Here is a 12683-nt window from a genome sequence, read left to right as displayed (position 1 = left end):
AGAATCGCGCACGAGCGTCTTTCCGCCTCGAATCGACCACCCTTTCGGTTCCTCCCCCCGCCTCATTTATTTCCACTTAGAGGTGTAGAATTTTATCAGAAATTCTAAGAACGAATAATGCGCCTGCGGTGCGTATCAGGGAACGTATGTCCACGACGGCCACCGTCACCGAAGTCACCGATGGCGATACGATAGACGTCCGGTTCGACGACGGAACCACCGAAACGGTCCGGATCATCGGCATCGACACGCCGGAAACGACCGACAACGCCGATGCGGAGCGGCGCGCCGAGTGGGAAGGGGTCGAGGAACTGAACTACCTCGGCCGGTGGGGAGAAGCGGCGAGTCGGTTCGCAAAGGACGAACTCGCCGGGGAAACCGTCGACCTCCTGACCGACGAAAACGAACCGGACAGGGGGAGCTACGGTCGGCTCCTGCGATACGTTCGGTACGACGCCGACGACACCGGCGAACGGGATACGGTCTACAATCGAAAGGCCGTCGCCGAAGGATTCGCCCGCGTGTACGACTCCGGGTTCGCACACCACGACGAGTACTCGAAACTGGAAGCGACCGCCAGAACGGAGCACCGACACGTCTGGACGAAGAGCAACGTCGCCGCCGCTCCCGAGATTCGAGACCGACCCGTGGAGAAACTCTTCGTCCCGACCTCCGCGAGCATCGAAACCGACGGCGGAGCGGTCGCGTCCGACAGGGTTCCCGTCTTCGCCGCCGACACCGCGACGCAGCATTCGGGGAACGGAACCACCTACGAGGGACGGATTCCGTTGGTCGCCGTCGACGAATCGGCGTCCGTCGCGATGGTCGGCGGGCCGCTCGTCGACGAAACGTACGAGCAAGCGGAGGGCTTCCCGGTCGACACCAGTCGATACGGAAACTTTCCGTTCCTCTCCAACGTGGTGTCGTCGCTCACCGAGCGGTCGGGTGCAATTCTGATGGACGGCGGACACGGGCAATTCGACGCGGAGTACGCCCTCTCCGCCGAGGACATCGCCTACTATGGGCGATATCTGGAGGGGCAGGACCTTCGACTCCGACAGGTGAACGAGTTGGCGACAGACGGAGCGCTGAACGGACGTGCGCTCACCGTGACGCCGCCCGCCGAACCGTTCACGGCGGCGGAGCGGGAAGCCGTCGCAGTCTTCGCGGAATCCGGCGGCGCGGTCGTTCTCGTCGGCCACTCCGACGAGGAGATGCCAAACGAGGCGCGCTCGCGTCTGAACGCGCTCGCCGCGGAACTCGGGACCGACCTCCGGTTGAACGACGACCGAGTGACGGACGAATCCGCCAACCTGACCGACGACCCGTCCCTGCTAACCACGACCGAACTGAACGCGTCGTTCGACCTGTTCGACGCGCACACCCCGGACTCCGCGTCGGAACCGCCGCTCTCGGTTATCGAGGTACACCCGCGTCCGAAGGACGGGTCCGGTTCGCCGACGGCGGAGTCCATCGTCGTGGAGAACACGACCGACCGGCCGCTCGATTTGACCGGATGGCGGGTAACGGACGAGGCCGAACACGAGTACCGATTTCCAGATGGGTTCACGCTCCCGCCCGGAACACCGGTGACGCTTCGAACGGGGACGGGAACTGACGAGGCCATCCTCAACTGGGGTCGCTCGCAGAGCGTCTGGAACGACGACGGAGACACCGTTTCGGTCTTCGACGATACGGACGCCCTCGTGACGAAACGCTCGTACTGACCTCTCTCGAGGGTGTTGAGCGCAAAAAATCGAAATCGACGAAGGGTTACTTGCCGCGGCCCTTGCCGCTGGTGTTGCTCGGGCGGGTGTGTTCGGTACCCTTGCCGCGCTGCTGGAGACCGCGGTTTCGCTGTCCCGCACTGGTGAGGCCACGTTGTGCGCGGCCGCGGTGCGAGTCGTCACAAATCCAGTTGAGGTCCGAGTCGTTCTGGATGGCGGGATGTTCGGGGTCCACCAGAATCACTTCGTGCCACTTCTGGCTGCCGTCCTCGCCGACCCAGTAGGAGTTGAGGACGCGAAGGTTCGGGTATTTCTTGCTGACGCGCTCTTCCGCGATGCGCTGGATGTTCTTGCGCCGTCCGAGGCGGTTGACACCCTGGCGCTTGGAACGGCGTCCGGCCTTGTGTCGCTGTTTGCGTGCGCCACCTTTGCGGACGCTCACGCGCGCAACGATGATGCCCTGCTTGGCCTTGTAGCCGAGCGAGCGGGCGCGGTCGAGGCGGGTCGGGTGGTCGATTCGCTCGATGGCACCCTGTTTGCGCCAGTCCTGCTTTCGTTGCCACTGGAGTTCGGCGAGTTTGCCGTCGTCCGGGTCCTTCCATGCGTCCCGAATGTGGGAGTAGAAACTTTTTGCCATGGTCTATCACCACGGGCGTTGAGTGGTTCAGCGTGGAATCGATTCACAATCGACCACGCCACATTCCGTCCTGCAGTTGCAGGTGCCCACTGGTGCCCGTTTCCCAGCGAGTTACCGAACGTTCCCGGTTGGCGGGTTTAAGAGCTTCGTCTTCGCTCGTCACAACCAGAGATGTTTTATCAAATTACGAGGAATACAACGTAAGATGAACGACTGTCGGCCGTTATTCCGGGACGAGGAGGACGTGTACGTGTTCCGGGACCACCTCGAAAGCCTCCGACAGCACGGAAGTAACCTCCTCGTCACCGGCGAAGTGTCACAACGTGTTACGAACCGCGCGTCGCGCACCCTCTTCGGAGATGACATGCACGACCGAAAACGCGTCCTCGCGCTCACGGACGCGGGAATCAACACCGCGAACGAGCATTTCCCGGCGGGCGTTTCGTACGACGATGCCTCCGTCTGGCTCATCGACCGCGGAAACCGTCGCCGCGCCATGCCACAGGCCGCCGCGGGGGTCAGCGAAACCCTCCCGCCGTTGGACGGCCACAACGGTCTCCACGAACTCCGCGAGGAGATAGTGACCGCCGTCGGCTACTACGACGACGCCGCGGAGGGCGTCGCCCCGGCCGAGCTTCGGCTCTGTGTCGATTCGCTGAACTACCTCGTGGACGAACACGACCTGCTCGCACTCAAGCGATTCCTGCGCTCCATCGGCGCGGTCACCAAGGGCGTCCGCGGAATGGCCCACTACCATCTTCCAGTACCGGATGACGCCGACATGGTTGCGGAACTGTCGTCCCTGTTCGACGCCCGAATCGAACTCCGGCAGCGGGACGGTGACTGCCCCGACCACCGGTGGCACATCCCGTCCCTCGATATGACGACCGCGTGGGTAGACCTATAAGTATCTGGAATCTGAAACACACGAAATCGTGGAACCACAGTTCGATTCGCTGGACGGACGGTCCGGCGTCGGGATTCGGGACCCCATCGAGAAGGTGCGATTCGAGTTGCACACCCCGAGCGCCGTCGAACCGACGCCAGCAGCAGCCGATTCGTTTTACTATCCCGTCGATTCGGCCGTGACCGTCGAGACGGACGAAATCGTCTTCCCGATACTGGGGAGCATCTACGTATACTCGGCCGATGGCGAGTTTCTACAGGATTTCACGCCGAACAGTGACACCGAACTGACGCTCGAACCGGGAGAGAAATACTATCAACTCAACGGAACGCCGATAGTCATCTATCTCTCGTTCTCGTCCGCGGTCACGATTCGAAAGTCGGAGACGGAGATACGGCTTTCGTTCGACGTATCGACGGCCGTTCGAATCGGCGCGCGTTCGTATCACGAATCTCCCGAAGGAACCATCACCGTCTCAGGGTCGGTTCGGGACACGATGCGCGCGCTCTCGATGTTCGGGTCCGCGCTCAAGATGACGACTCCCGACCGCGCGCATCCGACGCTCCGGGGGCATCCGCCGCTCGTGGAACTGGGCGACGAATTCCACGTTCCGGAGTCCATCGACCCGCCGGACACCGGCGTCCGACTCGAACTGCCCCTGCTGTACGAGAAGGTCTATCCGGCGGCGTCGTTGGCCTACTACCTCGGCGCGGAGGTGGTTCCGACGAGCGGGGTCCCCAAACTGGTCGCTGGTGACTTCGAGTACTCCCTCGAAAGCGACGGCACCTACGAGGGGACCCTGCATCGACTCCTCCGCCAGACCGCGTTTCTCGACTGTCTGGTTCGGACGGAAGGAATCGTCAAGGACGAACTCTACGAACGAAACCAACTGGAACCGCGCCTCGACTGGGACTTCGCGGAAGTGTACGACAGTTCGCTCCCCGAACAGTTGGAGACGTACCTTTCGGTTCCGTTCGAGACGATTTCGGAGTACGTCCCGACGTGGACGCTCACGACGGACGTGACGCCGCTCGAAAAACACGCCGCGGTGTTGCCGTTTCTCGCGTACGACCTCTCCCAGATTCGCTCCGCACCGCTCCGCTCCTCGAAGCAGTCGATTTCACAGCCACAGATGTTCGACGACTTCTATCGGACTGGCTTCACGCGGGACGAAAAGCGGGAGTTCGAAAGCGCGGACCTCCTCCGGGGTGCGAGCGAGCGAACCGACGCGGGGAAAATCGTTCGACCCGACCCCGTGGAAACGACCGAACACGCGTGGATTGGGGATGGGTTTCCGTTGGGTGCGAACAAGTTGACGGTTGAGACTCTCAAACGCCGGTTCGACTACTCCGCGCCGAACAAATCTGGAATCAGCATTCACGTCGTCTGCAACGACGCGGAGATGAGCGACGAAATCGTGGATGAACTGTACGGGTTTCGTGAACTGGTTGATTATGACATCACCATCGACTACAATCAAACTGTGGCCGAGTTGCGTGAGATAATTGAATCACCCATCGATTTGTTCCACTACGTTGGTCACGTAGACGAAAATGGATTCCTCTGTGTCGATGGTTGTTTGGACGCTCAGACACTCGATGACGTCGGTATCAAGGCATTCTTTTTGAACGCTTGTTCTTCGTACGAGCAGGGGATGGCATTGATTGGGCGAGGTAGTATGGGTGGCGTCGTGACACTTGACGATGTTGCCAATGAAACCGCTACACGGGTTGGTCGAACATTTGCAGCGCTACTAAACAGTGGCTTTCCATTACGAACAGCGTTAGCGATTGCTCGTGAAGAAACGGTTTCCGGTTATCGATATATCACGCTTGGAAATGGGAGCCGCTCGTTGGTGCAGTCTGGTGGTGGAATCCCAAGTTGGCTATCGATTACAGCTAGAGCAGAGAATCAATATCTCGTTAAATTCGACACATTCATTGATCCTCGATGTCAGATTGGATCAACATATACTGTAAACGTCCTTGGCCGCACGGCGAGAACTATCGTTTCCAGTAACTCATCTTTCGAAGATGTGTCCGCTGCAAAGCTTAAGGAATTTTTAGAGGTAGACCAACAACCAGCAACTATCAATGGACAAATCCATTGGAACCCGATTGATTTTCTTAAATAGGATTCTACGGCCCAGCTGTTGCTTCTGCTCCACGACCTGCCAACACAGGCGCAGCCTGCATCAACAACAGACTGGCCATGAACAAAGCGCCGATCATTCGTGGGTGCCGTTCGAGATACGTGGCGACATTCTGTCGTGCCATACATCCATTATATTCCCTATCACAGATTAATTTATTTAATCAGTTTAAACAAGATAATTATAATACGAATCCTTGGTTTCCATGATAAAATCTCCTTACGGCCACAAATAACATACCGTACTTGCTAATTCAGCCCACGACACGAAGTGACCAGGGGGACTATGACCGTGCATGTATCTCGCATACAGATACGGCGTCGGCGGGGTGAGTCGCTAATGGCGATTCTCAGTCTGGCGATCGCGTTCGCCGTCCTCGCCATCGTCGCTGGCGTGCTCGGTGCGGGTGGTATCGCGGGCATGTCGATGAACATCGCCAAGTGGTTGATAATCGTGTTCCTCGTGTTGGCGGTGCTCTCGTACGTCGTTTAGGCCCCGTCGTTCACGTGGTTGCGAACCGAGTCGAACTCTATTTCGGTGATGGCGTCCGCGACCGCGGGAACGTCCACGTCGCCCACGAGTTGGGGGTATTTGCGCCGGAAGTAGCCGACGATGTTGCGGACGTCGCGTTCGAGGAACTCCGCCGCGTTCTGGTGGTCGGTCGGAATCGCTTGCGGCCAATCGAAGATGGTGATTCCCTCGCTGTTGACGAACACGTTGTACTCGCTCATGTCCGCGTGGACGTACCCGCCTTCGTAGGCGTCCCCCACCTCGCGGAGAACGAGGTCGAGTACGGGAACGACCTGCTCGTCTTCGAACTTCGAGCGCGCGAGTTCCACGCCGTCTATCTTCTCCATCACGATGGCGTGGCGGTTGTGGTCGATGGGGCGCGGAACGCTCACGTCGGGGTACAGCGCTTCGAGGACGTCGTGCTCCCGCTCGGCGGCTTTGCGAGCGGTGTAGAGCCACGAGACGTGCTCCCGGTCGGACGTGTAATCGCGTTCCTTCATCACTTCGCGGAAGTTGGTGTAGCCCTCGCGGTGGTACTTCAACGCTAGCGGCCGGAACGACTGCACTTCGTACACGTCGCTTTCCTTGCCGACGCCGAGCGGCGACCCGACGCCCTGAATCGTATCGCGCTCGGAAAACGCCCGAAGCGCGAGCGCGTCGTACCCCTCGAACGTGAGGGTGTAGCCCTCGTACTGGATGGTCTTGCGTTCGAGCAGTTCGCGGTCGAGACACCGGTCGATTCGATATTCGACTTCCTCCGCGGTCAACCGCGAGAAGCGTGGAATCTTCTCCTTCTGTACCCACTCGCTGAAGCGCATCCCCTGCTCGACGCCCGAGAGGAGATAGAAGTCCTCCGGCTCCAACTCGGCCATCTCGGGTGCGACGTTCCGGACCATCGCGTTCGCCTACTCGTCCGGCGCGTAAGGGGCTTGCGACTACGCTGATGGGGGTCTCCGATACGACGTTCGTAGCGATTGCGATGGAAACGGCGTACAATTCATACGTATATTGACTGCTATGTATGATTATGTGTTCGGCACATAGACCTATTACAACGGCTTAAGTTTGGTTGTCCGAATCGACGGGTGATGACGAACGAATCCACTCGTCGAAAATTCCTTGCCACGAGCGCCACAACCGGTGCGTTGGCGCTCGCCGGTTGTAGCGGTCAATTGACCGGCGGAAACTCCACGACCACCATCAAGTTCTGGCACGCGATGGGCGGCGACACCGCGAAGCTGTTGGACCAGATGGGTTCCGACTTCGAATCCGAACACGAGGACGTCTCCGTCGAGGTGACATCGAAGGGGAGCTACCGCGAGACGCTGAACTCGACCCTTTCGGCGGTCAAGGCGGACAAACCCCCGGCGGTCGCCCAGATCTTCGACATTGGGACCGGACTGGCACGGACCAGCGACGCGTTCGTCGCCGTCCAAGACATCATTCCGTCCGACAAAATCGACTACGACAACTTCCTGAATCCGGTCCTCAACTACTACCGCATCGGCGATACGCTCAACTCGATGCCGTTCAACTCCTCGAATCCCGTCCTGTACTACAACAAGGACGCCTTCGAGAAGGCCGGTCTCGACCCCGAGAGTCCGCCGAAAACCTTCCAAGAGATTACGGACGCCTCCGCGAAGCTGATCGACTCGGGAGCCACGAAGAAGGGAATCACGTGGCCGAACCACGGCTGGTTCGTCGAACAGTGGATGGCCGAGCAAAATCAACTCCTCGTCAATGAGGAGAACGGTCGCGCGGGCGATCCGACCGAAATCTACCTCGAAAGCGACGCGGCAAAGCAAATCTTCAACTGGTGGACGGAACTGTACGAGCAGGGCGCGTACCTCAACCCCGGCATCGAGGATTGGAGCGCCGCGAAACAGGCGTTCATCGCCGGGAAAGTCGGGATGCTTATCACCTCTACTTCCGGCATCGCCTCGACCACCGCGGGCGCGAAGGAGAACGGTTTCGAGATGGGTACCGGCTACCTGCCCGTCCCGGAGGGAAAACGCAAGGGCGTCGTCATCGGCGGCGGGTCGCTCTGGGTTCCGAAGGGACTCTCGGACGCGAAACAGACGGCCGCGGCGGACTTCCTCGTGTGGCTCAGCCAGCCCGAACAGCAGGTCCGATGGCACAAGAACACGGGATACTTCCCCGTCCGAAAGGAGGCCGTCGGACAACTCCAAGACAACGGCTGGTTCGACGAGAATCCCAACTTCAAGACGGCGTTCGACCAGCTGCAGGCCACGAAGGATACGACGGCGACTCGCGGCGCACAGATGGCACCGTTCGCAAAGACGCGAACCATCGTCGAGAAGAGCTACGTGAGCATGATTCAGGGAACCAGCGTCGATAGCGCGCTCGCCAGCGCAAAGAAGGACGTTGAGTCCGAGCTGGCCCGCGCGAACCAGAAGTAACCCACCTCCGCTTTTCATGTCTACTAAAGAATCAACGTATTCGAGCACCTGGCAGGCGGCCTTGTTGTTGCTGCCGACGATAGTCGTCCTCGTCGCGTTCCTGTACTATCCGTCAGTCGAGACGATCCGTCTGAGCCTCTACAACACGGGCGTGCTGGGTCTCCACAAGACGTTCGTCGGGCTGGACAACTTCGCAACCCTCCTCACCTCGCCCGAGTACCGTCACAGCATCGCGGTGACGGCCCTCTTCGCCGTCGCCGTCGTGGTCGGCACGCTGACCGTATCGCTGTTCGTGGCGACGCTCCTCTACGAGGTGACGACCGGGCAAGCGGCGTACCTCGTGGCCGCCATCTGGCCGTACGCGCTGCCCCCGGCGGTCGCAGGGACCATCCTGCTCTTCCTGTTGCACCCCACGTTGGGCGTCGTCACGTACTTCCTCGACGACCTGTTCGGAATCACGCTCGACTGGTTCACGAACGGTACGCTCGCGCTGGTCGTGGTCGCGCTCGCGGCCATCTGGAAGCAACTCGGCTACAACATCATCTTCATCCTCGCGGCGCTGAACAACGTGCCGCCGACGCTCAACGAGGCGGCGAAACTCGATGGCGTTGGCCGGTTTCAGCTCGTCACCCGCGTCTACGTCCCTCTCATCTCGCCGACGCTCCTGTTCCTCGTCGTCATGGACACCATCTACGCGTTCTTCAGCACGTTCTCGTTGGTGGACCTGATGACCCACGGCGGCCCGAACGGGGCGACCAACTTCCTCATCTTCAAGCTCTACCGGGACGCCTTCGAGTTCTCGAACCCCGGACTCGCATCTGCCGAGTCCGTCATCCTGTTCGGCATCGTCGGCGTGCTGACGTACGCCCAGTTGCGCCTCTCCGACCGGTACGTCCAGTACGGAGGGAACTCATGAGCACGGAGTCGCTCGCCGCCGCCGACCGAGTGCGTCGGGGGTCGTGGCGGGACGTGCTCCCGGACAACCTCTTCGTGCACGTCGCACTCGTCGGCTCGACGTTCGTCATGGCGTTGCCCCTGTTGCTCGCGCTCCTGATGAGCACGCAGACGACGACCCAGATATACCAGACGACGAACCTCGCCCCCGGCGGGCAGGCGGCGCACAACTACGTCGCCGCCATGACCGAGTACGGGATGGGTCGGTATCTGCTCAACTCGCTCGTGATGTCACTCGTCATTGTCGTGGGCAAGGTAGCGATTTCGCTGTTCGCGGCGCTGGCCATCGTCTACTACCGGTTCCGGTTCAAGCGACTGGTGTTCATGTTCATCCTGTTCACGCTGATGCTCCCCGTCCCGGTGCGCATCCTCTCTCTGTTCCAGTTCGTGGCGAGCATCGGTTGGTCGGATTCGTTGCTCGCGCTGACCGCGCCCTACCTGGCCAGCGCGACGACCGTTTTCCTGCTTCGACAGCACTTCCGGTCGATTCCGGATTCGCTCGTCGAAACCGCCCGACTGGACGGTATCGGACCGCTCACGTTCCTGTTTCGCGTCCTCGTGCCGATGTCGAAGGGCATGATCGCGGGCGTCGCGGTCATCGAGTTCATCTACGCGTGGAACCAGTACCTCTGGCCGCTCACCATCATGAGTACGCAACGAAAGCAGGTCGCGCAGGTCGGCGTCAAACTCTTGCAGTCGGCCAGCGCCGCGGGGCAAACCCAGTGGGGACTCATCATGGCGGGTGCCGTCATCGCGCTCGTCCCCCCGCTCTTGGTTCTCCTCGTGTTGCACCGCCCGCTTCTCCAGACGTTCGGACTTCAACAAAAGTGACCAGTTATGGCAACCATCTCACTGAAAAACGTCGTCAAGCGGTACGACGACGTGACGGCAGTCAACGGCATCGACCTCGAAGTGAACGACGGCGAGTTCCTCGTCGTCGTCGGACCGAGCGGGTGCGGGAAATCCACCACGCTTCGCATGCTCGCCGGACTCGAAACGATATCCGACGGGACGATTCGGTTCGGCGGCGACGTCATCAACGGTGTCCCGCCCAAGGACCGCAACGTGGCGATGGTGTTCCAGAACTACGCGCTCTATCCGCACATGACCGCGGAGCGCAACATGACCTTCGGCATGAACTCGTCGGGGTCGTACACGAGCGACGAAATCGAGCGGGCGGTCGCTGACGCGGCCGACATGCTCGACATCGTGGACCTCCTCGACCGGAAGCCGGGTGAACTCTCGGGCGGCGAACGACAGCGGGTCGCCATCGGCCGGACGCTCGTTCGGGATCCCGAAATTCTCCTCATGGACGAGCCGCTGTCGAACCTCGACGCCAAACTGCGCGTCGAAATGCGCGCGGAACTCGCGGAACTCCACGCCGAACTCGAACGGACCACCATCTACGTCACGCACGACCAGACGGAGGCGATGACGCTCGGCGACCGCGTTGCGGTCATGAACGACGGGAAAATCCAGCAAGTGGATGACCCGCAGACGCTCTATGACTATCCCGTCAACCGATTCGTGGCGGAGTTCGTCGGCAGTCCGTCGATGAACGTCCTTCCCGCTCGCGTCTCCGAGGGCGACGGACGCCGGGTCGCCGAGGGGAACGGATTTCGCATCCCGCTTCCACGGGCGGAGACGCGCGTCGATACCGATATCGACCGCGCGCAGGTCGGCATCCGTCCCGAAGACCTCGAGGTCGGCGAGGGCGATGGCGATATCGAACTCTCGGTGAGCGTCACGGAACCGCTCGGCGAGTCGCTGTTGCTCCGCGGCACCGTCGGCGGGACCGAACTCTCGGTCAAAGCCGACCCGCGAAGGTCGGTCGAAGTGGGTGAAACGGTCAACCTCGTCGCCGACCCGGAACGGCTCCACCTGTTCCGTTCCGATACCGGGGCGGCGATATACCATTCGTCGCCGGACGCGTCCGAGCGAACGCCGGTGAAGCGTCCCTCGGCGTAGCCGGACCCGACCCTCGTTTCACGCCTCGGACGAGCGGCCGTAAAATCGGTTTCTAACTGACTGGTCAGTTCCCTTTCATTTCGAGATTGGTCTGGGCTGATAGTTGTTCGCTGTTTATATCCGCGATTTATTTATACTATCAACCAACCTCTGACCAAAAAGCATACAATCTAACTGAACGGTTATTCAGCCGATGGAGTCCCCCAATCAAGCGTCATCGGTCCTCCGCCCGCCCGAAGAACTGTACGACAGACAGCGGCAACTCGACCCGTTCGACTGGTACGCACGAATGCGTCGGGAGTCTCCCGTTCGCTACGACGAGAGTCGAAAGATGTGGGACGTGTTTCGGTACGAGGACGTGGACCGCGTGCTCTCCGACTACGACGCGTTCTCCTCGGACGTGCGGGACGCCGAGGCGGTATCGTTCGACGACGACCAAGAGATGCGCCGGACCATGATAAACGCGGAACCCCCGGAACACGACCGACTTCGGCGGTTCGTGGACGAACGATTCCGGCCGGGAACGATACGCGAATTGCAACCCCGTCTCGAAGCGTTCGCCGCCGAATTTCTGGATGCGGTCGAGGACGCGGACCGAATCGATCTCGTCGGCGACTTCGCGTATCCGTTCCCCGTGACCGTCATCGCGGAACTGCTCGGAATCCCCGCCGACCGCCGCGACCAGTTCAAGTCGTGGTCGGACGCGCTGGTCGCCAGTCCGACGGAGGAGACGACGGCGGCGATGGAGGAGAACGAACGACAGCGCCAACGTGCTCGTCGAGAGATGGCCGAGTACTTCGGCGACCTGCTCGACGAACGGGCCGACGGGGACGGTGACGACCTCATCACGCTCGCGGCGACGAGCGACGACCTCGAGCGCGAGGAGAAGATCGGATTCTGCATCCTCCTTCTCATCGCGGGCAACATCACGACGACGAACCTCGTCACGAACGCCGTGTGGTGTTTCGACGAACACGACGTGACCGACGCCGTTCGGACGGGCGAAATCGACCGAAAACAGGCGATAGAGGAGGTGCTTCGGTACCGTTCCCCCGCTCAGTCGATACGTCGCGTCGCCACCCGGGACGTCGAACTCGGCGGCGAAACTATCGAAGCCGGTGAGTTGGTGACCGCGTGGATCGGGTCCGCGAACCGCGACCCCGACGTGTTCGACGCGCCGGAGGAATTCCGGCCGGAGCGAAGCCCCAACCGACACATCGCGTTCGGCAAGGGAATCCACTACTGCCTCGGCGCGCCGCTCGCCCGCGTCGAGGCGGACGTCGCGCTCGACGCGCTCCTGGACCGGTTCGACACCATCGCGCCGACCGACGAGCCCAAGAGTCCGCTTTCGACCCAGCTGCTCCACGGACTCGAAGCCCTACCGTGTCGCGTCGAACGCGCCGAGTGA

At 60.9% G+C, this 12683-nt stretch carries 12 protein-coding genes; 9 read left to right on the top strand and 3 right to left on the bottom strand.

Annotated elements, in window-relative coordinates; all coding sequences use genetic code 11:
* Nucleotides 1-146: 146 nt before the first annotated feature.
* A complete protein-coding gene (locus V5735_RS07605; RefSeq protein WP_423745807.1) occupies nucleotides 147-1727 on the top strand; it encodes a lamin tail domain-containing protein in 1581 nt (526 codons plus the stop codon).
* Nucleotides 1728-1773: 46 nt separating this feature from the next.
* Here the strand turns inward: V5735_RS07605 and V5735_RS07600 are convergent, their stop codons facing one another.
* Nucleotides 1774-2364, bottom strand: a complete 591-nt coding sequence (locus tag V5735_RS07600; protein ID WP_423745806.1) for a 50S ribosomal protein L15e — start codon at nucleotides 2362-2364, stop codon at nucleotides 1774-1776.
* A 205-nt stretch (nucleotides 2365-2569) separates the two neighbouring features.
* Here V5735_RS07600 and V5735_RS07595 point away from each other — a divergent pair, with 205 nt between their 5' ends.
* Together V5735_RS07595 and V5735_RS07590 are read left to right on the top strand one after the other, a co-directional pair.
* Nucleotides 2570-3271: a DUF7504 family protein gene (locus V5735_RS07595; protein ID WP_423745805.1), complete on the top strand. Its 702-nt coding sequence runs from the start codon at nucleotides 2570-2572 to the stop codon at nucleotides 3269-3271.
* A 28-nt stretch (nucleotides 3272-3299) separates the two neighbouring features.
* A complete protein-coding gene (locus V5735_RS07590; protein ID WP_423745804.1) occupies nucleotides 3300-5405 on the top strand; it encodes a hypothetical protein in 2106 nt (701 codons plus the stop codon).
* Nucleotides 5406-5409: 4 nt separating this feature from the next.
* Here the strand turns inward: V5735_RS07590 and V5735_RS07585 are convergent, their stop codons facing one another.
* Nucleotides 5410-5484: a hypothetical protein gene (locus V5735_RS07585; RefSeq protein WP_423746007.1), complete on the bottom strand. Its 75-nt coding sequence runs from the start codon at nucleotides 5482-5484 to the stop codon at nucleotides 5410-5412.
* A gap of 278 nt (nucleotides 5485-5762) precedes the next feature.
* On the opposite strand from V5735_RS07585, the gene V5735_RS07580 reads away from it, so the two are divergent.
* Nucleotides 5763-5915: a DUF1328 domain-containing protein gene (locus V5735_RS07580; RefSeq protein WP_423745803.1), complete on the top strand. Its 153-nt coding sequence runs from the start codon at nucleotides 5763-5765 to the stop codon at nucleotides 5913-5915.
* On the opposite strand, the gene V5735_RS07575 is transcribed toward V5735_RS07580, so the two are convergent.
* The gene (locus tag V5735_RS07575; RefSeq protein WP_423745802.1) at nucleotides 5912-6829 is read right to left on the bottom strand and encodes a serine/threonine-protein kinase RIO2; all 918 of its coding nucleotides are present in this window, start codon (nucleotides 6827-6829) and stop codon (nucleotides 5912-5914) included. The two genes, V5735_RS07580 and V5735_RS07575, sit on opposite strands and share 4 nt — an antisense overlap.
* A gap of 192 nt (nucleotides 6830-7021) precedes the next feature.
* Here V5735_RS07575 and V5735_RS07570 point away from each other — a divergent pair, with 192 nt between their 5' ends.
* The 5 genes from V5735_RS07570 (at nucleotide 7022) to V5735_RS07550 (ending at nucleotide 12683) form a co-directional block, all read left to right on the top strand.
* Nucleotides 7022-8353, top strand: a complete 1332-nt coding sequence (locus tag V5735_RS07570) for an ABC transporter substrate-binding protein (RefSeq protein ID WP_423745801.1) — start codon at nucleotides 7022-7024, stop codon at nucleotides 8351-8353.
* A gap of 16 nt (nucleotides 8354-8369) precedes the next feature.
* The gene (locus V5735_RS07565) at nucleotides 8370-9269 is read left to right on the top strand and encodes a carbohydrate ABC transporter permease (protein WP_423745800.1); all 900 of its coding nucleotides are present in this window, start codon (nucleotides 8370-8372) and stop codon (nucleotides 9267-9269) included.
* Nucleotides 9266-10138: a carbohydrate ABC transporter permease gene (locus V5735_RS07560; protein WP_423745799.1), complete on the top strand. Its 873-nt coding sequence runs from the start codon at nucleotides 9266-9268 to the stop codon at nucleotides 10136-10138. The genes V5735_RS07565 and V5735_RS07560 overlap by 4 nt, the downstream gene beginning before the upstream one ends.
* Before the next feature lie 6 nt (nucleotides 10139-10144).
* The gene (locus V5735_RS07555) at nucleotides 10145-11275 is read left to right on the top strand and encodes an ABC transporter ATP-binding protein (protein WP_423745798.1); all 1131 of its coding nucleotides are present in this window, start codon (nucleotides 10145-10147) and stop codon (nucleotides 11273-11275) included.
* Between the two features lie 193 nt (nucleotides 11276-11468).
* A complete protein-coding gene (locus V5735_RS07550) occupies nucleotides 11469-12683 on the top strand; it encodes a cytochrome P450 (protein ID WP_423745797.1) in 1215 nt (404 codons plus the stop codon).

Source organism: Haladaptatus sp. SPP-AMP-3 (genome assembly GCF_049568665.1).
GTDB classification, from domain to species: domain Archaea; phylum Halobacteriota; class Halobacteria; order Halobacteriales; family Haladaptataceae; genus Haladaptatus; species Haladaptatus paucihalophilus.
This window is presented reverse-complemented; position numbering and strand designations above follow the sequence as displayed.

Bases quoted from the DNA above. Each gene is read 5' to 3' on its own strand.
- V5735_RS07605 (WP_423745807.1), top strand. From the start codon at position 147: ATGTCCACGACGGCCACCGTCACCGAAGTCACCGATGGCGATACGATA.
- V5735_RS07600 (WP_423745806.1), bottom strand. From the start codon at position 2,364: ATGGCAAAAAGTTTCTACTCCCACATTCGGGACGCATGGAAGGACCCG.
- V5735_RS07595 (WP_423745805.1), top strand. From the start codon at position 2,570: ATGAACGACTGTCGGCCGTTATTCCGGGACGAGGAGGACGTGTACGTG.
- V5735_RS07580 (WP_423745803.1), top strand. From the start codon at position 5,763: ATGGCGATTCTCAGTCTGGCGATCGCGTTCGCCGTCCTCGCCATCGTC.
- V5735_RS07575 (WP_423745802.1), bottom strand. From the start codon at position 6,829: ATGGTCCGGAACGTCGCACCCGAGATGGCCGAGTTGGAGCCGGAGGAC.
- V5735_RS07570 (WP_423745801.1), top strand. From the start codon at position 7,022: ATGACGAACGAATCCACTCGTCGAAAATTCCTTGCCACGAGCGCCACA.
- V5735_RS07565 (WP_423745800.1), top strand. From the start codon at position 8,370: ATGTCTACTAAAGAATCAACGTATTCGAGCACCTGGCAGGCGGCCTTG.
- V5735_RS07560 (WP_423745799.1), top strand. From the start codon at position 9,266: ATGAGCACGGAGTCGCTCGCCGCCGCCGACCGAGTGCGTCGGGGGTCG.
- V5735_RS07555 (WP_423745798.1), top strand. From the start codon at position 10,145: ATGGCAACCATCTCACTGAAAAACGTCGTCAAGCGGTACGACGACGTG.
- V5735_RS07550 (WP_423745797.1), top strand. From the start codon at position 11,469: ATGGAGTCCCCCAATCAAGCGTCATCGGTCCTCCGCCCGCCCGAAGAA.